This is a genomic window from Streptomyces sp. NPDC053474, from assembly GCF_044544845.1.
Lineage (GTDB): Bacteria > Actinomycetota > Actinomycetes > Streptomycetales > Streptomycetaceae > Streptomyces.
The window spans coordinates 154,422-178,838 of the sequence record NZ_JBITXV010000007.1; the positions used below are offsets into that span (position 1 = coordinate 154,422).

Below are 24,417 nucleotides of genomic sequence, written 5' to 3' on the forward strand. Positions count from 1 at the left end.
GCGTCACGGCTTGCCGCGCAGGCCGCGCAGATGCTCCGCGATCGGTGTCAGTGCCTTGTGCAGATCACCGAGGGCCTCCGGCGAGATGAGGTCGACGAAGTGCTGGCGCACGGACGACACGTGGTGCGGCGCGACGCGCTTCATCGTCTCCAGGCCCTCGTCGGTGAGCACGGTGAACAGGCCGCGTCGGTCGGACTCGCAGTTCTCGCGCCGGACCAGGCCCGCGTTCTCCATGCGTGTGATCTGGTGCGACAGGCGGCTCTTGGACTGCAGGGTGGCGGTCGCGAGGTCGCTCATGCGCATGCGCAGGTCTTCGGACTCGGAGAGATGTACGAGGATGTCGTAGTCGTTCATGGTCAGGTTGAACGGCTGGAGATCCTTCTCCAGCTGGTACGTCAGCATCCTGTTGACCTCCACGTGGGTGCGCCAGGCGCACTGTTCCTCGTTGGTCAGCCACTGCGGGGCCGTCTCGGTCTCCATGGAATCGATTCTACCTAAGAAGTTGAATGATGAACGAGTGAAGGGGTGTGAGGCGGCTCGCACCCCTCGGGAGACCGAGGGGCACAGGCGTTCGCCGTCACACTCCGCAGACTACCGCTCACAGGCCGAAGCGACGCTGGAGGCTGCCTAGTTGTCCGGGAAGGCGCGGTCCGAGCGGCTGCTGTCCACGTTGGCCATGTTGGCCGCCCTGGCCGGAGGAGCCGTGTCCGCCCGAGCCGCCGCCGGTGCCCGCCGCGCCCGGCACCCCGGCCTGCTGCGGGAGCGCGCCGGTGTCGACGCCGTCCATCAGGGACTCCGAGGACTGGAGCAGGACCGTGCCCGCGCCCACGAACTCGAACTGGTGCTCCTCGCCCGATGTGCCGCCGATGCCGGTCAGTGCGCGCAGGCCGCCGAGCACCCCCGTCATGTACCCGTGGTCGTAGTGGTGGCAGGGGGACGGGCAGTCCGCCCAGCCGACGAGGGCCTGCGGATCCACGCGGATCGGCGGCTCCATGAACACCACGGGACCGCTGGAGACCGCCACGAACTTGCCCGTGCCGATCAGGGTCAGAAAGCCCGGGACGATGGACTGCTTCAGCGAGAGACTTGGCTGAAAAGCGAGGAGGTTCCCCGCGCGGATCGTCAGGTTGCCGTCCTCGAGGTCGTACGAGTTCGCGTCGAAGGCGCGGTCGGCGAGCAGCATCTTGCCCTCGCCCTCGGCCACCACCCAGTCGCTCGCGTGCAGCGGGGAGTGGAAGGACGTGCGCAGGAGGCGGTCGAGGCGGCCGTGGCCGATGCCGTTGAAGTCGATGCGCCCGTAGTAGGCGATCATCTTGCCCTTCTGCAGGAACCACTGGCTGCCGCGCAGCTCCACGCAGAAGGTGTACGCGTTGACGTTGTCGTCGCTCGGTAGCGTCGCCGGGTCGAAGATCACGGGCGTGCTCACAGCTTTTCCTCCGAACCTTGGACGTACACCACGCCGTTGCCGCTGAGCTCCAGCTGGAACGCCTCGCCGGAGCCGCGGCCCACCATGTCGCGCCAACCGAGGGCCGTGGACAGCTTGTTGCGTACGTCGCCGTGGTGCGCCACATAGGCCTGCGGGTCCACGTGGACCGGGCGCTGGGGGGTGATGGGCAGCTCGACGACGCCGCCGTGGGCCATCACGGCGACCGCGCCCTGGCCCTTGAGGGACGTGGTGAACAGGCCCTGGCCCGAGATCTGGCCGCGCACCATGCCCATCACGCCACCCTGCGAGCCGAGGAAGACGGTGCCTTGCTGGAGGGTGCCGTCGAAGGCGAGCAGGCGGTCCGACTCCACGTACAGGGTGTCGCCGGTCAGGGTGATCACATGGACGTGGTGGCCGCCGTGCCCGAACATGACGGTGCCGCTGCCCTCGACGGTCATCAGCGGGACGTCCTCGTCGGCGAGGCGGCGCCCGATCATGGACATCAGGCCGCCCTGGCCGCCGGTGAGGTTCGGGGTGAAGGAGACGTCTCCCTTGTAGGCGAGCATCGCGCCCCGCTGGCTGAACAGCTTCACGCCCGGCTGCACGGTCGCCTCGACCATCTTCGGAGTGACTTCACGGAACGGCATGTCACACGTCTCCCGCGATCGTTTCGCGCTCGCTGGGCTGGACGTACACCAGGCCCTCGCCCTCGAAGCGGATTTGGAAGGCCTCGCCGCCGCCCTCGCCGAACAGATGGCGGAAGGTGACGCCGGACTGGAAGCTCTGCTTGAGATTGCCCTGGTGTGCCACATAGGCGCCCGGGTCGACATGGAGCGGGTACTGCTTCGTCACGCGCAGGACGACCGCCGGGCCGTCCGAGATGATCGCCGCCTGGCCGGTGCCCTCCACGGTCGTCGTGAAGACGCCGTTCCCCTGGCTGGCGCCGCGCAGGCCCGTGAACGTGGTGCCGGTGCGCAGGCTCGCGTCCGTGCACAGCAGATTGCTGGCCTCCACGTACAGCTTCTCGCTCTGGAGGGCGACCAGGCTGATCTCCGCCGCACGGTCGGCGAACCAGCACGTGCCGTGGCCCTTCACCTCCATCACCGTCATCTGCTCATTGGTCAGACGACGGGTGACCATGCCTCGGATGCCTTCGCCGCCCCCCGTCAGTTTCTTGAAGTTCATCGTGCCGTCATAGGCGACCATCGAGCCGTTCTTCGCCTTGACCGAGTCGCCTGTCATGTCGACGGCGAGCACTCTGCTGCCTTGCACTCGGAACGTAGCCACGACAGCGAAGGTATCCGCAGCGCGGTGCGCGGCGACAGGGTGACCGACCCTGAACGCACCCCGGTTGATCCCTGATGCCACAATGGGGGACGCTTGTGCATCCGTTCACAAGATCGACGTCGATCCCCGCCCCCGAAGGTGACTCGTGGACATCAACACCGCTTCCGCACTCCGCCGCCTCCGTCTGATCTCCGTTCCGGAGGCCGTGTCCTTCCTCCTCCTGATCGTCTGCTCGGTGCTCAAGCGGACCACGGACTTCAACGCCGTGCCGGCGATGGGCATGATCCACGGCGTGCTCTTCGTGCTCTACGTGCTGTTCTGGGCCGACGCCTGGAACCGCACCAAGTGGAGCCTGAAGACGGCCGCCCTGTACTTCGTGCTCTCCGTCCTGCCGACGGGAGGCTTCTTCGCCGACCGCAAGCTCAAGCGTGAGGCCGAGGCCGCGGTCATCGCCTCGCGCGCCCGCCGCGAGGGGGTCGTGAACGCGTGATCGTCGCCTTCTCCGTGACGCCGCTCGGCGTCGGCGAGGACGTGGGGGAGTACGTCGCCGACGCCGTCCGCGTGGTGCGCGAGTCGGGCCTGCCGAACCGCACCGACGCGATGTTCACCTCCGTCGAGGGGGAGTGGGACGAGGTGATGGACGTGGTCAAGCGCGCCGTCGCCGCGGTCGAGGCCCGTGCTCCCCGCGTCTCCCTCGTCCTGAAGGCCGACGTCCGCCCCGGTGTGACCGACGGCCTGACCTCCAAGGTCGAGACCGTGGAACGACACCTCTCCCAGGGCTGACAGCCAGGGCTGACGTCACCCTTCCGAAAGGCCCCCGCCGAGCACCGGCGGGGGCCTTTCGCTGTCCTCATCCGCCATCCCGGAGGAGTTGAGCGATCGCTCAAATGCCTGCTACGTTGCGACAGCCGAAGTTGAGCGAGTGCTCAAAGCGGTCGCTCAAACCGTGCTGACGTGGGGGTTTCCAGTGAGCCTGTACATCGAAGCGTTGATCCGCGCCGACATCGACGACCTGTGGGCGCACACCCAGGAGCCCGCCGCGCACCAGCGGTGGGACCTCCGGTTCACGGAGATCGACTATCTGCCCGCCAGGGAGGGCGAACCGCAGCACTTCCGGTACGCCACGCGCGTGCTGCCCTTCCTCACCGTCGCCGGGACCGGCGTCAGCGCGGGCGAGAAGCGCAGGCCCGACGGCACCCGGACCTCGGCGCTCCGGTTCGCCTCGCCGCATCCGCTCTCGCTGCTCGCCGAGGGCAGCGGCTACTGGCGCTACGTGCCCACCGGCGACGGCGTCCGCTTCCTCACGGGCTACGACTACCGGCCGCGCTGGGGCCGCCCCGGCGCGGCCGCCGACCGGCTGCTCTTCCGCCCGCTCATGGGCTGGGCCACGGCGTGGTCGTTCGACCGGCTCCGGCTCTGGCTGGAGCGCGGCATCACCCCGGAGCGCGCCCTCGCGCACGCGGCCGCCGACACCGGGGCGCGCGGCCTGGCCGTGGCCGCGGCGGGGCTGTGCGGCGGGCCGGTGGCCGCGCTCGGCGCCGCCCTGGTGGCGCTCCTGGTGCCGCCGCTGCCCGGCACGCCCGCCGCGCGGCGCTGTCTGCGCAGGCCCCCGCGGCGCACCCGGGCGCCCCGCGTCCTCGACCGCCTGTCCGCCGCCGCGCCCCTCGACCCGCAGGAGAAGCCCGCATGACCTCGATCTTCCGTACCGTCCTCGGCGCCGACTTCGAGCGGCTGCACCCCCAGCTGCGGCGGCGGTTCTCCGTCGGGCTCGACAGCGGCGAGGCCTGCGTCGGCTACGGCGTGATGGACCGGATCTGGCACGGCCGCGGCTTCGTGAAGCCGTTCCTCGCGGTCGGCGCGACCCGGCACATCCTCGTCCCGCGCACCGGTCGGAACGTCCCGTTCACCATCGAGAACGTGCCGTACGCCGACACCTTCGGCCGTGAGACGGTGAGCTTCGTGCGCACCTTCCACTTCCCCGGGCGGGCCCGGCGCTTCGACGCCCAGATGGTCCTCGCCCCCGAGGGCGACCGCGTGCTCGACTACCTCGGCACGCACCAGCACCTCGCCAGCGACCTCCACCTCACGGCCGAGCCGGACGGCTCGCTCCTCATCCGCTCCGGAGAGCACCGGTTCCGGGAGGGGCCGGTGGACGTCCGCGTGCCGGACCTCGTCGGCGGCGACGCCGAGGTGCGCGAGTCGTACGACGACGCCGCCGGGTGCTTCCGCGTCCGGGTCCGGGTCGCCAACCGGTACGTGGGGCCGCTGTTCGGGTACGAGGGCCGGTTCCGGGCCGCGTACCGGGACGTGCGGGAGTGCGGGGTGCGGCCCGGCCTGCGGCCCGTGCGCGAGGAGGTGCGCGCGTGAGCGCGGAGACCCGCGAGAAGCTGCTCGAAGGGGCGCTGCGCACGCTCACCGAGCAGGGCATCGCCAAGACGTCCGCGCGCAGCGTGGCGGCTGCCGCCGGGGTGAACCAGGCGCTCGTCTTCTACCACTTCGGGTCGGTCGACGAACTGCTCTCGGAAGCCTGCCGGTACGGCACGGAGCAGCGGGTCGCCCGCTACCGGGACGCCCTCGCCGCGATCTCCACGCTCGGGGAGCTCCTGGAGTTCGGGCGGCGGATGCACGAGGAGGAGCGGGCGGCGGGGGCCGTGGCCGTGCTCGGGCAGCTGCTCGCCGGGGCGCAGACCCAGCCGCGGCTCGCCGCGGCGACCGCCGCCGGGCTCTCCCTGTGGATCGAGGAGGTCGAGCAGGTCCTCACCCGGGTGCTCGGGGCGTCGCCGCTCGGGGAGTTCGTGGACACGGTGGGGCTCGCGCGGGCCGTGGCGTCGTCGTTCGTGGGGCTCGAACTGTACGAGGGGGTGGATCCCCAGGGGGCCGAGCGGGCGTTGGACGCGCTGGAGGGGCTTGGGGAGTTGGTCGCGGTGGTGGAGGGGCTCGGGGTGGTGGGGCAGCGGGCCGTGCGCCACCGGCTCCGCACGGTGCGGCGGCTCTGACCTGGACCTCCCGCCCGCCCGCTGCCAGTCGCACGCGGGGTGGGCGCCTCTTGCGGGGGCCGGGCGCCGTCGGCGGCTGTGGGTTCGTGGCAGGACACGGCCAGGCCGCCGGGCCTCGCGGAGACGCGAAGCCCGGCGGCCTGGGTGGCATTACCGGATGTTGTATCGGGTACCCCGTCGGGAGATCTTCTTCATGTCGGTCACCTCCTTCTCCTGGTTCAGCCGGTGCGGCTGCGCTTCCGGTGGACCCGGTCGCAGAAGAAGCATCGCTACCTGTGGCCAACGCGGGGTCTACAGAAAGTCAACGCGCACGAACCCGCCCCGCGCTCCCGGGGCATCTCACCTGCGACCGCCTGCGGATTCCCCCGTGCCGACACGCCCGGAGAACACTCCGCCGCCCCTCTCGCGGTGACTTAGAGTGCCCTGTCCGGCGGGGGCCGGACAGGGGGGCGTCACAGGGGGGACCATGGACTCGTACCGGTTCGTGCTGCTCGGACCACCGACCGTGTCGTACAACGGCGGTCCGGCCCTGACGATGCCACCGCAGCAAATGGCGGTACTCGCCGCTCTGGCCCTGCGGGCCGGCACGCCGGTCGGGGCGGAAGAGATCATCGACGGCCTGTACGACGACGAGCCGCCCGCCAGCGCCACCAACGTGATCACCAATTACGTGCTGAGGCTCCGCAAGGCGCTGGCACCGTCGTTGATCGTCCGCACCCCGGCGGGCTATCTCCTTGACGCCGACCCCGCCGACGTGGACGCCACCGCGTTCCTCCGGGCGGCCAACACACCGGCCCTGGACGACCCGCAGGCGGAAGCGGCACGGCTGTCCGCCGCCCTCGACCTGTGGTCCGGGCGCATCGCCCTTGCCGGACTGCCCGGCCCTTGGTGCGCGCGGCAGCGCGAGTCCCTGACCGTGCTGCGCGAGGGCGTCCGCCAGCGCTGGTTCGACCAGCGCCTAGCCCTGGGGCAGCACGCGGAGGCCCTGTCGGACATCGCCGGCGCCTGCGCCGACCACCCCTACGCCGAGCACCTGCACGCCGCCCACATGCGCGCACTGCTGCGCAGCGGGCGGCAGGCCGAGGCACTCCAGGTCTACCGTCAGGTGCGCCACACGCTCGCCGAGGAACTCGGCATCGACCCCGGCCAGGAACTGACCCACGTCCACGACGCCATCCTGCGCGGCGACGACCCGGGCCCCCCTTTCGCCGTACCCCGGCCCGCCGCTCCCGCACCCGCCGCACCGCCCGCGCCCACGCCCGCACCGCTCTCCCCGCCCGCACCGCCGAAGATCGTGCCGCACCAGCTTCCGGCACCCCCGGCGGACGCCACCGGACGCCACGAACACGTGGCACGCCTTGCCGGGACGCTCCGCACCACCGACCACGCGGTGGGCCTCATCACCGGCATGGGCGGCGAGGGGAAGAGCACGCTGGCCACCCTGGTCGCCCACGCCGTCGTGGAGGACTTCCCCGACGGACGCCTGTGGGCCTCCCTGCACGGAGCCTCCGACGCGCCCGCCAAGGCCGGCGACATCCTGGCCGACTTCCTGCTCGCGCTCGGCGTCGCCCCGGAGCGGCTGCCCGAGGGCACGCGGGAGCGCGCCGCCCTGTATCGGAGCGTTACGGCCGACAAGCGGATCCTCGTGGTTCTGGACGACGCCGCCGACGCCACCCAGCTCACCCCGCTGCTTCCGCCCGCTCCCCGCAGCGCGGCCCTCATCACCTCCCGCACCCGCGTGACCACCGCGGTGAGCACAGCGGTCGTCCTCGACGGGATGGAGCGGAGCGAGGCCCAGAGGCTCATCACGGCGATCATCGGCGAGCAGCGCGCCCAGGCCGAACCGGCCGACGTGGCCGCCCTCGCGGCGGCCTGCGGGCACCTGCCCCTGGCACTGCGCATCATGGCGACCCGTCTCGCCCAGCGCCCTCGCTGGAGCGTGCGGTCCATGGTCGACCGGCTGTCCAGCGAGGACCGGCTCCTCGGCGAGCTGCGCACCGGGGACCTGAGCGTCGACCGCGCCTTCGCGCTCTCCTTCGACCAGCTCACCCCGGACCAGGCCACCGCCTTCGTCACCCTGGCCGTCCCCAAGGTGCACGACTGGAGCCTGGCCGCCGCGGCCACGGTGCTCGACCTCCCCGAAGACCGAGCAGAAACGGTTCTGGAGGAGCTGGTCGACACCGCGCTGCTGACCTCACCCGAGCCCGGCCACTACGCCTTCCACGACCTGGTCGTCGCCTACGCCCGCGACAAGGCAGTCCACCGGCTCGCCGACGAGGAACGCATCGCCGCCCTCACCCGCGCCACGGACTTCTGCCACGCCAGCGTCCGCACCGCCCTGCGGCTCGCGGCCTCGGGCGTCATCCCGTACCTCGGTCCCGACGGCGACGTCCCCACCGTGAGCCCCGGCGCCCCCGACATCGTCGACAACGCAACCGCGTTGGCCTGGATACGCGCGCAACTGCCCGCCCTGGTGACCCTGTCCGTCCAGGTGGCGGCCGAGGGCGACCGGCACGCCGCCGCCCACACTGTGGCTCTCCTCGGCCTGCTCAGCTGCTGGAAGGACGCCGTGCCCATGGGCCCCGTGCTGGAGGCCGCTGAGCTACTGGCCGTCGCGACGGCTCCCGGCGGCCGCGCCCACTCCGACGACCTCGTCCACGGCGCGGCCTGCTGTGCACTGGGGGCCCTCCGCCTCGGCGGACCACAGCCCGCCACCTCCCTCAGCGCGTTCCAGGAGGCGATCCGGTACGCCGACAACAGCCCCGCCGACGACCCGCGAACGCACTACCTGCTCAGCAACGCCCACGAAGGGGCCGCCGTGATCCTGCACCAGCTGGGCGACTACCGGGCCGCACGCCCCCATGCCCGGCTGAGCACCGAAGCGGCGTCCCTGACCGGCCACGAGGCCCTGGTGCGCCAGCAGTACGCCACGGCGCTCCAGGTCGAGACGCGTGCCCCCGACCGGGAGATGGACCTGGCCACCATCGCGGCGCGGTCACTGGAATCGGCGGCCTGGTTCGAACGGGCGGGGAAGCGTGACATGCAGATCAGCCACCTGATCATCGCCGGAGACGCGTACCACCGAGGCGAACGGTCCGTGGAGGCAGCCGAGGTCTACGAGCGGGCGGCGGCCATCGCCCGCGCGTTCGAACGGAGCACGATCGAGACGATCTGCCACTACCGGGCCGCCGAGACGTACACGGCCGCTGCCTCCGGCCCCCGGGACGCACTGCTGCGGCGCGCGCTCGCCCATGCCGAAGCGGCCGTGGAAGGCGCTGTGTTGTGCGACGAGGAGCTCATCACGGCCCGCGCCCACCAGGCCATGGGCAGAGCACTCGTCAGAGCCGGCCGGGAGGCGGCAGCCCGGACCCACCTGCGCTCCGCCCTCGCCCTCTACACCAGCCTGGCCATGGCGCAGGACGCCGACCGCGTCTCCGGCATCCTGGCCTCCGTGGACACGCCGTAGAGAGCGGGGAGACCGCGCACCGACAGCGTCGTTCCTGCCGGATTCCGCACGGAACCACTGAGTAAGGGAACGACGGAAGGAGCGGCCGTGCAGAAGCGCACCAGCGAGCAGTAGCCGCGCCCGGCAGGCGCCCCCCCGCACCCGGTTTCCCACCCCGTCCGTCGTCCGTGCGGGAGGCCGGGTGCTTCGCGTTGCCGGGGCCGGGCCGGGCCGGGCCGGGCCGGGCCTCGGGCCGCAGACGCGGCGCAGAGAGCGGGTAGACCCAGGGCCGCGAGGCTGCCGCCATGACCGACACCATCGCCTCCCCCGCCACGTCACCCCCGGCCCCCGACCCCGCCGCGGACCGTCCCGACCCCTCCGACGCGCGGGCACAGCGAATCGTCATCGGTGCCTCGATGACGGGCAACGCCGGGTACGGCCTGCTGTCCACCCTCACCGTCCTGTACTTCAGCACCCACCTGCACCTGGCCGCCTCCCGGATCGGCCTGGCCCTCACCGTCGCCGGGGCCTGCGCGATGCTGCTCGGTGTCCCGGCGGGGCGCCTCGCCGACACCACCGTCCCGCCCCGGCTCGGTGCCGCGCTGTCCTATCTGCTCCTCGCCGCGACCGAGGTCTGCATCCTGCTCGTGGACTCCTACGCCGCGCTGGTGGGCGTCCTTGTCGCCGCCGCGGGCTTCCAGATGACCGCGGCGACCATGCGGCAGACGATCGTGGCCCGGCTCGGCGGGCCGCGCGCCTCGGTCTTCCGGGCCAAGGTCACGGCCCGTTCCAACCTGGCCATGATGGTCGGCATGGCGGCGAGCGGCCTGGTCATCGCGGCCGGTTCGGCCACCGCGTACCGCGCCGCCATCGTCGTCTGCTGCGTCCTGACCGCGGGCCAGGGCCTGCTGTTCCTGGCCCTGCCGGTGGGCCTGGCGGCCCCGGCGGCCAAGGACTCCGCCCCCGCCCCGGACGGACCCGGCGTTGAGGCGGGCCGCGCCGGGTCACGCTGGGAAGCCCTCACCGACCTGCCCTACCTGAGCATCTGCCTCATCTACGCCACCCTCGTCCTGCTCGAAACCGTGGTGACCGTGGCCCTGCCCCTGTGGATCACCCTGCGCACCGCCGGGCCCGGCTGGCTCGTCGCCGTGTTCGGCGTGGCCAACACCCTGTCCATCGCCTGCCTGCTCACCAGGACCGCGCGCAGAGTGAACACACCCCGCAAGGCAGGCCGTGCCATGGCGGTCGGGGGCGTCTTCGCGGGGGTCTTCTGCCTGCTGACGGCCCTGGCCTCCGGACGGGCCCTCCTCCCGGCCGTCATCGTGCTCGTGATCGCCCTGCTCGCCTCGATCGTGGCCGAACTGCTCACGGTCTCCGCCGAGATGGAACTCACCATGACCTTGGCGCCCGAGCACGCCAAGGGTCAGTACCTGGGGCTGTCCCAGACCGCGCTCACGGCCGCCACGACGGTCGGTCCCTCCGTGGTGACGCTCGCCTGCCTCAGCTGGGGCCGACCTGGATGGGTCCTCCTCGGCGCGCTGCTCGCCCTCGCCGGGCTCGCCACCCCGGCGGTGGCCGCCTGGGCCGAGCGCACCCGCCCCACCCCGCCCTGACCCTCGCCTCCCGCTCTCACGTGGGGCGAGCGTCTCCGGTGGGGGCTGGTCGCCGTTGGCGGCTGTGGGTTGCCTTCGCCGATGCGGCGGAGCCGCGGCCGCTGACGGCGAGTGACCCCCACGAGTGACCCCCACGAGAGACCCCTACCCCCTGGGAAGCCAGTAACGGGTGGGCGGGTGGGAGGGGGGCCGCCGAGGCGAAGTCGGCAGCGTAAGGGCACTCACTCGGACGCGCCCCATTCGACACGCCGCCAGTTGTCCCTTTGTGTGTGGGTATCGACCCGTTCGTTCACGTCGATCACCAGGAGGGCACCGTGCGGCCGGAGGGCTACGACTACGACACCCACAGCCGGCTGGCCGGACCGCTCACGCAGCCCGAGGAGGGCCGCCACGGCTACCGGGTCCAGTACAGGTCGCTCCTCGCCGGCGAGCCCCGCCGAATACGCGCCGTCCTGCTGATGACGCTCGCCCCGCTGCTCACCGGCGTCCTGCTGGTGTACCTCGTCTGGCCCACGCACTGGACCGAGCGCGAGGGCGGCGACCGCTGGCTGGTCGGCCTCGATGTGACGATGCTCGTCGCGATCGGGCTGATCGAGCTGTTCATGCTGGTCAACGTCGTGTCGATCGCGCACGCGACGATGGTGGCCCGCGACCCCGTGCCGGTCGTGCCCGAGCCGGGCACCCGCGTCGCGTTCCTGACGACGTACGTTCCGGGCAAGGAGCCGCTGTCCATGGTCCGCGCCACGCTGGAGGGCGCCGTGCGGATACACCACACGGGACCGCTCGACGTGTGGCTGCTCGACGAGGGCGACGACGACGAGGCGAAGGCCCTGTGCGCGGAGCTCGGCGTGCGGCACTTCACCCGCAACGGCGTCCCGGAGTGGAACCGCAAGAAGGGCCCGCACAAGACCCGCACCAAGCACGGGAACTACAACGCCTGGCTCGCGATGCACGGCGACGCCTACGAATTCTTCGCCTCCGTCGACACCGACCACGTCCCGCTGCCGAACTTCCTGGAGCGGATGATGGGCTTCTTCCGGGACCCGGACGTCGCGTTCGTCGTCGGCCCGCAGGTGTACGGCAACTACGTCTCGCCCGTCACCAAGGCCGCCGAGTCGCAGCAGTTCCTGTTCCACGCGCTGATCCAGCGGGCCGGGAACCGCTACCGGGCGCCCATGTTCGTCGGCACCAACAACGTGGTGCGGATCGCCGCCCTGCGGCAGGTCGGCGGCCTCTACGACTCCATCACCGAGGACATGGCCACCGGCTTCGAGCTGCACCGGCACCGCAACCCCGAGACCCGGCGGCACTGGCGGTCGGTGTACACCCCGGACGTGCTCGCCGTCGGCGAGGGACCGGCGTCCTGGACGGACTTCTTCACCCAGCAGACGCGCTGGTCGCGCGGCACCTACGAGACGCTGTTCAAGCAGTACTGGAAGGCGCCGTTCACGATGCCGCCCGGGCGCCTGTTCTCGTACACCCTGATGCTCGTCTACTACCCGATGACGGCCGTCAACTGGCTCCTGGGCATCCTCAGCTGCGTCCTGTTCCTGTGGTTCGGGGCCTCGGGCACGCAGGTCGCCGCGTCCGTGTGGCTCATGCTCTACAGCGACGCCGCGGCCCTCCAGATCGGCCTCTACCTCTGGAACCGGCGGCACAACGTCTCGCCGCACGAACCCGAGGGCTCGGGCGGCCTCGCGGGCATGGCGATGTCCGCGCTCTCCGCGCCCATCTACGCCAAGTCGCTCGGCGCCGCGCTGCTTCGCCGCCCGAGCCGCTTCGTCGTCACGCCCAAGGGCTGTGGCGCCACGTCCGACCGGCTGCTGACCTTCCGCATCCATCTGTTCTGGGCCGCGGTGCTCGCCAGTTCGCTCGTCGCCTCGTTCGTCCTCGGCCACACCCATGTGGCGATGCGCACCTGGGCCGTCCTCGCCATGGCCATCTCGCTCGCGCCGGTGACGGTGTGGGGCGTCACCGCCGTCAGGGAGCGCCGGGCCCGCAAGGCGGCGCGGCAGCGGCTCGCGGAGCGCGGCCCCGACGGCGAGCCGGAGCCCGCCTTCGCCACCGGCACGACCACTGGAGGTAACTGACGCCATGGCCCTGCGCCTCACGAAGCTCTCCCAGCGTTCCAAGAAGATCGCGTTCGGCGCCGGCGCGGGCGCGCTGCTCATCGGCCTCAACGCCCCCGCCGCCGTCTCCTTCGCCGAGGAGAAGTACCACGCGTACAAGATCTCCCGGCCCGGCTACAAGAAGAAGTACGGCTCGTGGCAGCAGGTCGGCATCCCCAAGGAGTTCCGTACGAACGCCATTCACGCGGCGCTCCTGCACACCGGCAAGGTGCTGATCGTCGCGGGCTCCGGCAACGAGCAGAAGAAATTCGACGCCGGGTCCTTCGACACGATCCTGTGGGACCCGAAGAAGAACACCTTCAAGAAGGTGCCGACCCCGGTGGACTTCTTCTGCGCCGGGCACGCCCAGCTGCCCGACGGACGGCTGCTCGTCGCCGGGGGCACCGCCCGGTACGAGCTGCTCGACGGCGAGGTGGAGCGCGCGGGCGGCGGCATGCGCGTGAAGAACGAGAACCCGGACAAAAAGGTCGTCCTGAAGAAGGGCACCAGGTTCCGCTCGCCGTCCGGCGTCGAGTACGTCAGCAAGTTCGACGTCGAAGTCCCCAAGGCCAAGCGGGACTTCCAGATCACGTACTCCAAGTCCGGGGTGATGCAGCCCTGGAAGACGAAGGTCACCGCGAGCGAGGCCCGGGTCTTCGTGGAGGCCGCGCAGGAGGGCAAGGAGGCGGTCACCGAGAAGGCCGCGCAGTACGAGATCGAGGGCCTCACCGGCAAGGAGGCCGACAACACGTACGGCATCGCCGAGAAGCTCACCATGGACAAGCAGGACTTCCAGGGCATCAAGGCGGCGTACGAGTTCGACCCGGTGGCCGAGCGGTACGTGGCCGTGGAGCCGATGGACAAGGCGCGCTGGTACCCGACGCTCGTCGGCCTCGACGACGGCCGGGTCCTCGCGGTGTCCGGGCTCGACGACGTCGGTGTCATCGACCCCGGCGACAACGAGATCTACGACCCGAAGACCAAGAAGTGGACCGACGGGCCCAAGCGCTACTTCCCGAGCTATCCGGCGCTGTTCCTCACCAAGGGCGGCAAGCTCTTCTACCCCGCGTCCAACGCCGGGTACGGGCCCGCCGACAAGGGGCGCAAGCCGGGCCTGTGGGACCTGGAGACCAACACCTTCACCAAGGTGCCGGGGCTCACCGACCTCGACCAGACCGAGACGTCCGCGTCCGTGCTGCTTCCGCCCGCCCAGGACCAGAAGGTGATGATCCTCGGCGGGGGCGGCGTCGGCGAGTCGGACAAGGCCACGCGCCGCACGGCCGTCATCGACCTGAAGGAGGCCAACCCCTCCTTCAAGACCGGGCCGCGGCTGCCGCAGGGCACCCGCTACCTGAACAGCGTGATCATGCCGGACGACTCCGTGTTCACCACCAACGGCTCGTCCGACTACCGCGGCCGCAGCGGCAGCAACATCCTCAAGGCGCAGTTCTACGACCCCAAGGCCGACGCCGGGCGCGGCGCCTTCCGCACCGCGGCCGAGCCCACGGTGGGCCGCAACTACCACTCCGAGGCGCTGCTGCTCCCCGACGGGCGCGTGGCCACCTTCGGCTCCGACCCGCTCTTCGACAACGAACAGAACACCAAGCTGGGCCACTTCGAGCAGCGCATGGAGATCTTCACCCCGCCCGCGCTGCACAAGGCGGGCAAGGACCGCCCCGTCCTCGGTGAGGGCCCCGAGACCCTGCCCGCGGACGGCCGGGCCACCTTCCGTACGCCGCACCCCGAGAAGCTCGCCTCGGCCCGGCTCATGCGCCCGAGCGCGGTCACGCACACCACGGACGTCGAGCAGCGCTCCATCGCGCTCGGCCTGACGAAGGGCGAGGGCTCGGTGACGGTGGAGGTGCCGCGCGGCGACGCGGCGCTCGTGCCGCCCGGCTGGTACATGCTGTTCGTGACGGACGCGGACGGGGCCTCCTCCGAGGCCAAGTGGGTGCACGTCAAGTAGCCGACGCGCGGCGGAGGTTCACGCGGGCACGAACGCCCCGTGCCGCAGGACGGGGACCTGGGTGCTCGCGTTCAGCTCCGTCGCGACGGCCACGTCGTCGGCGAAGCCGTCGTCGGCCAGCTCCCGGCCGGAGGAGCTGTCCGCGACGGCCGCCCCGACGTCCACGGCCGAGGCGAACGCGGCCGCGGCCGCGGCGGCCTCCGGCGAGAGCCCGGTGCCGCCGTGCTCGCGCAGGGCCGCGATCACGGCGCCCGCGCCGAGCAGGTCCTCGACGGCGGGCCGCAGGGTGCCGTCCGGCCACCGCTCGCCCGCCGCGATCACCCCGACGGGCCGCTCGGCGGTGCCGAGGCCCTGCCCGGCGAGCCAGCGCCCCACGGCGGAGCCGTTGCGCAGCGACCCGGCGGCCACGTCCGCGCCGCCCGCGGCGGCGGCGATCGCCGAGCCGTTCGGGGACGGCAGCACCAGGCGCTCGGTGAACGGGGCGCGCCGCAGGGCCGCGGGGGACAGCGACCACGGGGTCGCCGCGGTCACCGCGCGCCGCCCGACCGCCAGGCTCGCGTCCAGCTGCCGGGCGAACGCCGTGGCGCTCTCGTCCCGCCATGCGTAGGGGAAGACCCGCGCCCCGGCCTCCACCGCGACCGACACCGACGTGGTGAAGGACAGTACGTCGACGACCACCAGGTAGGACACGGCCGGTGCCAGCTGCTTCGCCCCGGCCGGGCCCCACTCGAACCGAATGCCGTAGCCCGCTTGCGACAAGTCCTCGCGCATGTGCCCCGAGGCTGCCAGCCCCGGGGCACTTTGGCCAGAGTGATCAGCGGGCGGGCTAGGCCTTCGCGTTGCGGACGAGCCCGAGCGCGTAGTCGGGCCACCACTGCCCGGCCGCGGGGCCGCCACGGCACGGGCCGTCGGAGTCACCGGGCCGCTTGATCCACAGGTAGGCGTCGAGCAGCGGGTCGCCGGTCCTGTCGGTGGGCGGGGTGCCGAGGCCGCGGCCCGGCGGGTTGCACCAGGCGTCCTGGCGGTCGCCCGCGAGCGGGCCCCGGCCGTTGCGGCTGGTGTCCATGACGAAGTGCTTGCCGCCGATGGTTCCGGACAGCGTGCGGCCGTAGGCCTTGGTGGTCTCGTCGCTCTGGAAGTTGGAGACGTTGAGCGAGACGCCGTCGGCCGCGTCGACACCGGCCTGCCGCAGCGGCTGCGTCAGCTTGCGGGCGTCGGCGATCCAGCCGGGGTTGCCCGCGTCCAGGTAGACCTTGACGCGCGGCTGCCGCTTGAGCCGCTGGATCGCCTCGGAGAGCAGCTGGTAGCGCTCCTCGTGGTACTGGCCCGGCGTGCAGCCGTCCACGATGTGCGGGATCGCGTCCGGCTCCAGGATCACCAGGGCCGGGCTCTCCCCGATGGCGGCGGCGAAGGAGCCGAGCCACTGCCGGTAGTACCCGGCGTCGGGCGCGCCGCCCGCGGAGTGCTGTCCGCAGTCGCGGTGCGGGATGTTGTACGCCACGAGCACGGCCGTGCGCCCCTCCCGGGCGGCGCCCGCGGTGGCCTCGCGGATGTCCGGGGCCGGGTCGTCGCCCGCGGGCCACACCGCCATCGGCTGCTCGGCGATCCGCTTCAGCGCCTCGGCGTCCCGGGTGCGGCCTTCCTCCGTCCACCGGCGCACCTGCCGGGCGGCCGCGCTCTGCGGGTCCACCCAGAAGGAGTGCGAGGCGGCCTTCGCGCCCGTAGGGGGCGCGGCCTCCTTCTTGCCGGAGCCGCCGGAGCCGCCGGAGCCCGGCCCGGACGAGCACCCCGCCGCGAGCCCGAAGGCGGCGACGGCCGTGAGTGCCGTGAACGTACGGAGCAGCCGGTGCATCCAGCCCCCTAGGGCGACGGTGACGTGACGTACGGGTGGGCGCGCGGCAATCGTGACATAAGGGATTAATCGCCCGGGCGCGCGACACCGCCGACGCCCCCGGGCGTCAGCCGCCCGTGGGACCCCCGACGCGTCAGCCGCCCTGGGCTAGCGCGATACCGAGCGGCGTGCGCGGTGACGACAGCGGCGCGGCCCCGGCCGAGGAGCCGGGCCCGGGGCTCGGGGTGGTCTGCTGTGTGGGGAGGTCCGGGGCAGCGCGCCGGGTGCGCCGGAGGTGTCCGGGCGCCCTCTGACCGGGGCGCGCGGCCCGGAAAGCGAACGCGCTGCCGCATCGTGAGACTGGGGCTGACCGGCCTGGGCCCGGCGGCTAAGGTCGACGCTGTGCCGAAGCCGCTCAGTCTCCCCTTCGATCCGATCGCCCGCGCCGACGAGCTCTGGAAGCAGCGCTGGGGGTCCGTGCCCGCCATGGGCGCGATCACCTCCATCATGCGCGCCCAGCAGATCCTGCTCGCCGAGGTCGACGCGGTCGTCAAGCCGTACGGACTGACCTTCGCGCGCTACGAGGCCCTGGTGCTGCTCTCCTTCTCCAAGGCGGGCGAGCTGCCGATGTCCAAGATCGGCGAGCGCCTCATGGTGCACCCCACCTCCGTCACCAACACCGTCGACCGCCTGGTCCGCTCCGGCCTGGTCGACAAGCGCCCGAACCCCAAGGACGGCCGCGGCACCCTCGCCTCCATCACGGACAAGGGCCGCGAGGTCGTCGACGAGGCCACCCGCGAGCTGATGGCCATGGACTTCGGCCTCGGTGTGTACGACGCCGAGGAGTGCGGCGAGATCTTCGCGATGCTGCGGCCGCTGCGCGTCGCCGCGCAGGACTTCGCGGACGAGTGAGCGCGGGGCGCGGCACCCCGTAGGGCGGCCGAAGATCGCGTAAACCGGACGGTTACGCTCATAGCCATGAAACGCAGCGTGCTGACCCGCTACCGGGTGATGGCCTACGTCACCGCCGTCATGCTCCTCATCCTCTGCGCCTGCATGGTGGCGAAGTACGGCTTCGAGAAGGGCGAGGACCTGACGCTCGTCGTCTCGCAGGTCCACGGCGTCCTCTACATCATCTATCTGATCTTCGCCTTCGACCTGGGCTCCAAGGCGAAGTGGCCGTTCGGCAAGCTGCTGTGGATCCTGGTGTCCGGCACCATCCCGACGGCGGCGTTCTTCGTCGAGCGCAAGGTCGTGCGCGAGGTGGAGCCGCTGCTCAGCGACGGGTCGCCCGTCATCGCCAAGGCGTAACCGCACCGCCACGGGGCGTCCCGTGGCGGTCAGCCATCGACATTTACTAGGACGTCCAAGTAAATTGGACGCATGGACGCTCACGCCATCGAGGAGGGCCGCCGTCGCTGGCAGGCCCGGTACGACGCCGCGAAGAAGCGCGACGCCGATTTCACGACGCTCTCCGGTGACCCGGTCGAGCCTGCCTACGGGCCCCGGCCCGGAGACACGTACGAGGGCTTCGAACGGATCGGATGGCCGGGCGAATATCCGTTCACGCGCGGCCTCTATCCGACGGGGTACCGGGGCCGCACCTGGACCATCCGCCAGTTCGCCGGCTTCGGCAACGCCGAGCAGACGAACGAGCGGTACAAGATGATCCTCGCCGCGGGCGGCGGCGGCCTCTCCGTCGCCTTCGACATGCCGACGCTGATGGGCCGCGACTCCGACGACCCGCGCTCCCTCGGCGAGGTCGGCCACTGCGGCGTCGCCATCGACTCGGCCGCCGACATGGAGGTCCTGTTCAAGGACATCCCGCTCGGCGACGTCACGACGTCGATGACGATCTCCGGCCCCGCCGTCCCCGCCTTCTGCATGTACCTGGTCGCCGCCGAGCGCCAGGGTGTCGACCCGAGCGTGCTGAACGGCACGCTCCAGACCGACATCTTCAAGGAGTACATCGCCCAGAAGGAGTGGCTCTTCGAGCCCGAGCCCCACCTGCGCCTCATCGGCGACCTCATGGAGCACTGCGCCCGCGAGATCCCCGCGTACAAGCCGCTCTCCGTCTCCGGCTACCACATCCGCGAGGCGGGCGCGACGGCCGCGCAGGAGCTGGCGTACACGCTGGCCGACGGCTTCGGGTACGTGGAGCTCGGCCTCAGCCGCGGGCTCGACGTGGACGTCTTCGCGCCCGGCCTGTCCTTCTTCTTCGACGCCCACGTCGACTTCTTCGAGGAGATCGCCAAGTTCCGCGCCGCGCGCCGGATCTGGGCCCGCTGGATGAAGGAGGTGTACGGCGCCAGGACCGACAAGGCGCAGTGGCTGCGCTTCCACACGCAGACCGCGGGCGTCTCCCTGACGGCCCAGCAGCCGTACAACAACGTCGTGCGCACGGCCGTCGAGGCCCTCGCCGCCGTGCTCGGCGGCACCAACTCCCTGCACACCAACGCCCTCGACGAGACCCTCGCGCTGCCCAGCGAGCAGGCCGCGGAGATCGCGCTGCGCACCCAGCAGGTCCTGATGGAGGAGACCGGCGTCGCCAACGTCGCGGACCCGCTGGGCGGTTCCTGGTACGTGGAGCAGCTCACCGACCGCATCGAGGCCGACGCCGAGAAGATCTTCGAGCAGATCAAGGAGCGGGGGCTGCGCGCCCACCCGGACGGGCAGCACCCCATCGGGCCCATCACCTCCGGCATCCTGCGCGGCATCGAGGACGGCTGGTTCACCGGCGAGATCGCCGAGTCCGCCTTCCGCTACCAGCAGTCCCTGGAGAAGGGCGACAAGCGGGTCGTCGGCGTCAACGTCCACCACGGGTCCGTGACCGGGGACCTGGAGATCCTGCGCGTCAGCCACGAGGTGGAGCGGGAGCAGGTGCGTGTCCTCGCGGACCGCAAGGGGCTCCGGGACGACGCGAAGGTGCGGGCCTCCTTGGACGCGATGATCGCTGCCGCGCGGGACGGGTCCAACATGATCGGGCCCATGCTGGACGCGGTGCGGGCCGAGGCCACGCTTGGGGAGATCTGCGGGGTCCTCCGGGAGGAGTGGGGGGTGTATACGGAGCCTGCGGGCTTCTGACCCTCGCGGGTGGCGCCCCAGGCCCGCCCCTTCCCGATTCCTGGGGGCTCCGCCCCCAGACCCCCGCTCCTCAAACGCCGGAGGGGCTACTTGTAGCCCGTCCGGCGTTTGAGGACGAGGCGCGGAGCGCCGACAAACGGGGGCACGGGGGCGCAGCCCCCGGATCGGGAAGGGGCGGGTCTGGGGCGCACCGCGAGGGCTACGGCCACGTCAGGCGGAAGAGGGCGCCTCCGCCAGGGGCCGCTTCCGCGTGGAGGTCGGCTCCGTGGGCGTGGGCGATCTGGCGGGCCATGGCCAGGCCGAGGCCGGAGCCGGGGAGGGCGCGGGCCTTCTCGGCGCGGTAGAAGCGGTCGAAGACGTGGGGGAGGTCCTCCGGAGCGATGCCGGGACCGTGGTCGCGGACGGCCAGTTCGGTGGGGGAGAGGGAGACCTCGACGGCCGCCCCGGGCGGGCTGAACTTCGCCGCGTTGTCCAGGAGGTTGGTGACCAGGCGGGCGAGCCGGGAGGGGACTCCGGGCAGGGTGAGGGCGGCCGCGCCGGGAGCGGTGTCGTACGTGAAGACGATCGCGGGCCAGTGCTCGCGCGCCGCGCTCACGACATGCTCGACCAGGGGCGCGATCCGCACCTCCTCCAGGAGCGGCCGCGGCTCCTCGTCCCGGGCCAGCTCGATGAGGTCGTTGACGAGCCCGGTCACCTCGCGCAGCTGACGGGCGAGCGCGCCCGAGGCCCGGTCCCGCTGGGCCGCGTTCAACAGATCGGCCCGGGCGAGCAGTTCGGCGTTCGTGCGCAGCGCGGTGAGCGGGGTGCGCAGCTCGTGCGAGGCGTCGGCGACGAGGCGGCGGCGGGCCGCGACGGACTCCTCCAGCTCGGCGAGCATCGTGTTGAACGTGGCGGCCAGGCGCGTCACCTCGTCCTCGCGGCCCGGCGGCCCCGGCGGCAGCTCGATGCGGTGCCGGGCGTCCCGGGTCGCCGCGATGCGCTCGGCGGTCGCGGTGAGCCGGGCGACCGGCGCGAGGCCGGTCCGCGAGACCCAGTAGCCGCCGAGCGCGGAGAGCAGGACGCCCGCGCCGCCCACCGCGGACAGGATCGCGGCGGTCTGCCGCACCCCGCGCTCGGCGATGTCGGCGCGCAGGGCGACCTGCACGGCGGTGCCCTTGCCGTGCGGGGTGGTGAGCATCCGCCCCGGCTTGCCGCCTGGGAGGGTGAAGTTCGAGTAGTACGCGGGAAGTTGGCCTGCCGCGACCCGGCGCGTGGAGCGGTTCACGGGGAGCAGGTACGGCTTCTTCGGGTCGTCGGCCTGGGCGGCGGGGACGACCTGGGCGCAGGCCGGAGCGCCCAGGTAGCGGCACTCGCCCGCGAGGACGCCGTAGTTGCGGTCCTCGGCGCGGTGCTGCTGCGCGGCCAGGGTCGCGGACTGGGCCAGGTTCTGGTCGAGCTGCTGGTACAGCTTGTAGCGGAGTACGAAGAACGACGCGGTGCACACGCAGATCGCGACCAGCGCCACCGCGGCGGACGCGGCCACCGCGAGCCGGGTGCGCAGCGGACGGCGCCGCCGCCAGCGGGCCCCGAGGGCACGGCGGGCGCGCCGGGCCGCGCTCACGGCGAGCCGAGCCGGTAGCCGACGCCGTGCACGGTGTGCACGAGACGGGTCTCGCCGCCGCACTCCAGCTTGCGGCGCAGATAGCCGACGTACACCGCGAGGGAGTTGGAGTCGGGCCCGAAGTCGCGCCCCCACACCGCCTCGTGGATCAGCTCGCGCGGCAGGACCTGGCCCGCGTTGCGCAGCAGGAGTTCGAGGAGCGTGGCCTCCGTGCGGCTGAACTCGACGCGGCGCCCGCCGCGCAGGCCGGTGCGGGTGCGCGGGTCCAGGGTCAGGTCCCCGTACGTCAGCTCGTCCCCGGCGCCGCCGGGATCGCCCGCCTCCGCCGCCGCGCGGCGAAGGAGCGCGCGCACCCGGGCCGCCAGCTCGTCCAGGGCGAAGGGCTTGACCAGGTAGTCGTCGGCGCCCGCGTCGAGCCCGTCGACCCGGTCGCTCACCGCGTCCAGGGCGGTCAGGACAAGGACCGGGGTGCGGTCGCCCGCCGCCCGCAGCTGACGGCAGACGGCGAGCCCGTCCATGACGGGCATCATCACGTCGAGCACCACCAGACCCGGCTCCCACCGGGCCACGGCGGCCAGCGCCTGCTGGCCGTCCCCGGCCCCGCGGACCCGATAGCCCTCGACGGTGAGCGCGTCCTCCACGGCGGCCCGCACCTCGGGGTCGTCGTCGACGACGAGCACCTTGGCGGCCGGTCCGCGCGGCGCGGCCCCCGGGCGCCCCGCCTCCGCTCTCTGCCTGATCTCGTTCATGCACCCAAGGTGCCAAACACGGCTCTTAAAACCCTCTTAGAGCGGGCGTGGACGGTGAGTCGGCATGAAGCCAACCGTCACCTCCGCCACCGTGCCAAGGCCGCCCGGGCCCCTGTCCGTCGTGATCGGCGCGGGCGGCACCGGCGGGCACATCTACCCCGGCCTCGCCCTCGCCGACGCCCTGCGCCGGGCCGTGCCGGACGCCGTGGTCTCGTTCGTGGGCACCGAGCGGGGCCTGGAGACCCGGCTCATCCCCGAGGCCGGATACCGCCTGCACACCGTCGACATGATCCCCTTCGACCCCGCGCTCGGAGCCAAGCGCTACCTGCTGCCCGCGGCCCTCCTGAAGTCCGGCGCCCAGTGCCGGGCCATCCTGCGCGAGCAGGGCGCCCACGTCGCCGTCGGCATGGGCGGCTACCCGAGCGCCCCCGTCGTCGTCGGCGCCCGGATGGCGGGCCTGCCCAGCCTCATCCACGAGTCCAACGCCGTCCCCGGCCGCGCCAACCGCTTCGCCGCGCGCCTCACCCCGCACATCGCCGTCGCCTTCGACCGCAGCCGCGCCCACCTGCCCGGCGGCCACCGCGCCCACACCACCGGCATGCCCATCGCCGCCGCCCTGGCCCGCCTGGACCGGGCCGCGCTGCGCGCCGACGCCCGCCGCGCGCTCGGGGTGCCGGACGGGGCGCGGCTGCTCCTCTTCAACGGCGGCAGCCTGGGCGCGGCCCGCCTCACCGGGGCCGCGCTCGCGCTCGCCGCGCGCTGGCGCCACCGCGCCGACGTCCAGCTGCTGATCAAGACCGGGCCCGCCGCGCTCGACGAGGCGCGGGCGCGGCTCGCGTACGACGGTGGCGACGCCGTCGCCCGCGCCGTGCCCTATCTGGACCGGATGGACCTCGCGTACGCCGCCGCCGACCTGGTGGTGTGCCGCGCGGGTTCGGCGACCGTCGCCGAACTGGCCAGCACCGGGGTGCCCGCCGTCCTCGTGCCCTATCCGCACGCGCCCGGCGACCACCAGACCCACAACGCCCGGGTCCTGTCCGACGCGGGCGCGGGCCTCCTCCTGCCCGACGCGGAGGTGACCGCCGACCGGCTCGCCGACCTCACCGGGCCGCTCCTCGACGACCCGGCCCGGCTCGCCGCGATGAGCGAAGCCGCCGACCCGGGGCCGCACGCCCGCGCCGCCGACCTGCTCGCGGCGCGCGTCCTCGACCTCGCCCACCGGGCGGACCCCTCCGCCCACCGCCCCTCCACCCACTGGGAGAACGCCGCATGACCTCCTTCGACTGGCATGACCGCACCGTCCTCGTCACCGGCGCCGAGGGCTTCATCGGCTCCACCCTCGTCGACCTGCTCCTGGAGCGCGGCGCGCGCGTCCGCGCCTTCGTGCACTACAAGCCGTACGGGGAGAAGGGGAACCTGGCCCATCTGCTCGGCGACCCGAGGGTCGAGTTCCTCGCCGGTGACGTCCGCGACCCCGGGCGCGTGTCCGACGCCGTCGCCGGCTGCGACACCGTCTTCCACCTCGCGGCCCTCATCGGCATCCCGTACTCGTACGACTCTCCGGGCGCGTACGTGCAGACGAACGTCGTCGGCACCGAGAACGTCGCGGAGGCCTGCCGCAGGCACGCGGTGCGGCGGCTCGTCCACACGTCCACGAGCGAGGTGTACGGGACCGCGCGGGCGGTGCCGATCAGCGAGAGCCACCCGCTGCAGCCGCAGTCCCCGTACTCCGCCTCGAAGATCGGCGCCGACATGGCGGTGCTCTCGCACTGGCACGCCTTCGAGCTGCCGGTGGCGGTCGTGCGGCCCTTCAACACGTACGGGCCGCGGCAGTCCGCGCGGGCCGTGATCCCCACGATCCTCGCGCAGCTGCACTCCGGGGCGCGGGAGATCAAGCTCGGCTCCCTCACGCCGACGCGGGACTTCACGTACGTGACCGACACCGCGCGCGGGTTCCTCGCCGTGGCCGAGAGCGAGCGGGCGCTCGGGCACGTGGTGAACCTCGGGGTCGGGCGGGAGATATCCATCGGGGAGCTGGCGGACGCGCTGGTCGCCGCGAGCGGGCGGGTGGCTCGGGTCGTGGTCGATCCCGCGCGGCTTCGGCCCGCCGGGAGCGAGGTGGAGCGGCTCGTCTCCGACAACTCCCGGGCCCGGGAGTGGGTCGGCTGGACGCCGGAGGTCTCCCTCAAGGAGGGCCTCCGCCACACCTCAGCCTGGGTCGAGGCCAACCTCGCCCTCTTCGCCCCATCCCGCTACCAGGTCTGACCCCGGGCTCCGCCGCTGCCGCGGCGGGTCTGTACCCACCCACTCCC

General features: G+C 72.5%; 22 protein-coding genes. 14 read left to right on the top strand and 8 right to left on the bottom strand.

Annotated elements, in window-relative coordinates; all coding sequences use genetic code 11:
• Nucleotides 1-3 precede the first annotated feature (3 nt).
• The 4 genes from ACIG3E_RS18410 to ACIG3E_RS18425 form a co-directional block, all read right to left on the bottom strand.
• Nucleotides 4-480, bottom strand: a complete 477-nt coding sequence (locus tag ACIG3E_RS18410; RefSeq protein WP_399617095.1) for a MarR family winged helix-turn-helix transcriptional regulator — start codon at nt 478-480, stop codon at nt 4-6.
• A 118-nt stretch (nt 481-598) separates the two neighbouring features.
• Nucleotides 599-1,426: an AIM24 family protein gene (locus ACIG3E_RS18415; protein ID WP_242723223.1), complete on the bottom strand. Its 828-nt coding sequence runs from the start codon at nt 1,424-1,426 to the stop codon at nt 599-601.
• Complete coding sequence (locus ACIG3E_RS18420) at nt 1,423-2,073, bottom strand: AIM24 family protein (RefSeq protein ID WP_366790192.1); 651 nt, start codon at nt 2,071-2,073, stop codon at nt 1,423-1,425. Before ACIG3E_RS18420 ends, ACIG3E_RS18415 begins: the two co-directional genes overlap by 4 nt.
• Nucleotide 2,074: 1 nt before the next feature.
• The gene (locus ACIG3E_RS18425; protein WP_399617098.1) at nt 2,075-2,713 is read right to left on the bottom strand and encodes an AIM24 family protein; all 639 of its coding nucleotides are present in this window, start codon (nt 2,711-2,713) and stop codon (nt 2,075-2,077) included.
• Between the two features lie 145 nt (nt 2,714-2,858).
• Between ACIG3E_RS18425 and ACIG3E_RS18430 the strand changes: the two genes are divergently transcribed.
• The 9 genes from ACIG3E_RS18430 (at nt 2,859) to ACIG3E_RS18470 (ending at nt 14,841) form a co-directional block, all read left to right on the top strand.
• Nucleotides 2,859-3,203: a DUF3817 domain-containing protein gene (locus ACIG3E_RS18430; RefSeq protein ID WP_399617101.1), complete on the top strand. Its 345-nt coding sequence runs from the start codon at nt 2,859-2,861 to the stop codon at nt 3,201-3,203.
• Nucleotides 3,200-3,496, top strand: a complete 297-nt coding sequence (locus ACIG3E_RS18435) for an MTH1187 family thiamine-binding protein (protein WP_138961865.1) — start codon at nt 3,200-3,202, stop codon at nt 3,494-3,496. Before ACIG3E_RS18430 ends, ACIG3E_RS18435 begins: the two co-directional genes overlap by 4 nt.
• Before the next feature lie 184 nt (nt 3,497-3,680).
• A complete protein-coding gene (locus ACIG3E_RS18440) occupies nt 3,681-4,403 on the top strand; it encodes a hypothetical protein (RefSeq protein WP_399617104.1) in 723 nt (240 codons plus the stop codon).
• On the top strand, nt 4,400-5,080 hold the full coding sequence (locus ACIG3E_RS18445) for a DUF4166 domain-containing protein (protein WP_399617106.1): 681 nt from the start codon (nt 4,400-4,402) through the stop codon (nt 5,078-5,080). The genes ACIG3E_RS18440 and ACIG3E_RS18445 overlap by 4 nt, the downstream gene beginning before the upstream one ends.
• A complete protein-coding gene (locus tag ACIG3E_RS18450; protein ID WP_399617109.1) occupies nt 5,077-5,709 on the top strand; it encodes a TetR/AcrR family transcriptional regulator in 633 nt (210 codons plus the stop codon). Before ACIG3E_RS18445 ends, ACIG3E_RS18450 begins: the two co-directional genes overlap by 4 nt.
• A 466-nt stretch (nt 5,710-6,175) precedes the next feature.
• Nucleotides 6,176-9,175, top strand: coding sequence for a BTAD domain-containing putative transcriptional regulator (locus ACIG3E_RS18455; protein ID WP_399617111.1), 3,000 nt, complete (start codon nt 6,176-6,178; stop codon nt 9,173-9,175).
• A gap of 284 nt (nt 9,176-9,459) precedes the next feature.
• On the top strand, nt 9,460-10,767 hold the full coding sequence (locus ACIG3E_RS18460; protein WP_399617113.1) for an MFS transporter: 1,308 nt from the start codon (nt 9,460-9,462) through the stop codon (nt 10,765-10,767).
• A 314-nt stretch (nt 10,768-11,081) separates the two neighbouring features.
• Nucleotides 11,082-12,857 carry a glycosyltransferase family 2 protein gene (locus ACIG3E_RS18465; RefSeq protein WP_399617823.1) on the top strand — a complete coding sequence of 592 codons (1,776 nt, stop codon included), beginning with the start codon at nt 11,082-11,084 and terminating at the stop codon, nt 12,855-12,857.
• A 4-nt stretch (nt 12,858-12,861) separates the two neighbouring features.
• Nucleotides 12,862-14,841 carry a galactose oxidase-like domain-containing protein gene (locus tag ACIG3E_RS18470; protein WP_399617115.1) on the top strand — a complete coding sequence of 660 codons (1,980 nt, stop codon included), beginning with the start codon at nt 12,862-12,864 and terminating at the stop codon, nt 14,839-14,841.
• 18 nt (nt 14,842-14,859) lie between these two features.
• Here the strand turns inward: ACIG3E_RS18470 and ACIG3E_RS18475 are convergent, their stop codons facing one another.
• Together ACIG3E_RS18475 and ACIG3E_RS18480 are read right to left on the bottom strand one after the other, a co-directional pair.
• Nucleotides 14,860-15,612 carry a 2-phosphosulfolactate phosphatase gene (locus tag ACIG3E_RS18475; RefSeq protein ID WP_399617118.1) on the bottom strand — a complete coding sequence of 251 codons (753 nt, stop codon included), beginning with the start codon at nt 15,610-15,612 and terminating at the stop codon, nt 14,860-14,862.
• A 55-nt stretch (nt 15,613-15,667) separates the two neighbouring features.
• Complete coding sequence (locus ACIG3E_RS18480) at nt 15,668-16,693, bottom strand: glycoside hydrolase family 6 protein (RefSeq protein WP_399617120.1); 1,026 nt, start codon at nt 16,691-16,693, stop codon at nt 15,668-15,670.
• A 381-nt stretch (nt 16,694-17,074) separates the two neighbouring features.
• Between ACIG3E_RS18480 and ACIG3E_RS18485 the strand changes: the two genes are divergently transcribed.
• From ACIG3E_RS18485 to ACIG3E_RS18495, 3 genes are all read left to right on the top strand, one after another.
• Complete coding sequence (locus tag ACIG3E_RS18485; protein WP_138961873.1) at nt 17,075-17,584, top strand: MarR family winged helix-turn-helix transcriptional regulator; 510 nt, start codon at nt 17,075-17,077, stop codon at nt 17,582-17,584.
• A 66-nt stretch (nt 17,585-17,650) separates the two neighbouring features.
• Entirely contained in the window at nt 17,651-17,983 is a 333-nt protein-coding gene (locus ACIG3E_RS18490; protein ID WP_399617123.1) for a DUF3817 domain-containing protein, read from the top strand.
• A 72-nt stretch (nt 17,984-18,055) separates the two neighbouring features.
• Nucleotides 18,056-19,756 carry a methylmalonyl-CoA mutase gene (locus tag ACIG3E_RS18495; protein ID WP_399617126.1) on the top strand — a complete coding sequence of 567 codons (1,701 nt, stop codon included), beginning with the start codon at nt 18,056-18,058 and terminating at the stop codon, nt 19,754-19,756.
• Nucleotides 19,757-19,955: 199 nt separating this feature from the next.
• Here ACIG3E_RS18495 and ACIG3E_RS18500 read toward each other — a convergent pair whose 3' ends face one another.
• Both ACIG3E_RS18500 and ACIG3E_RS18505 read right to left on the bottom strand, forming a co-directional pair.
• Complete coding sequence (locus ACIG3E_RS18500; protein ID WP_399617129.1) at nt 19,956-21,356, bottom strand: sensor histidine kinase; 1,401 nt, start codon at nt 21,354-21,356, stop codon at nt 19,956-19,958.
• Nucleotides 21,353-22,105 (bottom strand): response regulator transcription factor, encoded by a 753-nt coding sequence (locus ACIG3E_RS18505; protein ID WP_399617132.1) that lies wholly within the window; start codon nt 22,103-22,105, stop codon nt 21,353-21,355. Before ACIG3E_RS18505 ends, ACIG3E_RS18500 begins: the two co-directional genes overlap by 4 nt.
• Nucleotides 22,106-22,169: 64 nt before the next feature.
• Between ACIG3E_RS18505 and ACIG3E_RS18510 the strand changes: the two genes are divergently transcribed.
• Both ACIG3E_RS18510 and ACIG3E_RS18515 read left to right on the top strand, forming a co-directional pair.
• The gene (locus ACIG3E_RS18510; RefSeq protein ID WP_399617135.1) at nt 22,170-23,378 is read left to right on the top strand and encodes a UDP-N-acetylglucosamine--N-acetylmuramyl-(pentapeptide) pyrophosphoryl-undecaprenol N-acetylglucosamine transferase; all 1,209 of its coding nucleotides are present in this window, start codon (nt 22,170-22,172) and stop codon (nt 23,376-23,378) included.
• The gene (locus tag ACIG3E_RS18515) at nt 23,375-24,370 is read left to right on the top strand and encodes a GDP-mannose 4,6-dehydratase (RefSeq protein WP_399617137.1); all 996 of its coding nucleotides are present in this window, start codon (nt 23,375-23,377) and stop codon (nt 24,368-24,370) included. The genes ACIG3E_RS18510 and ACIG3E_RS18515 overlap by 4 nt, the downstream gene beginning before the upstream one ends.
• Nucleotides 24,371-24,417 lie beyond the last annotated feature (47 nt).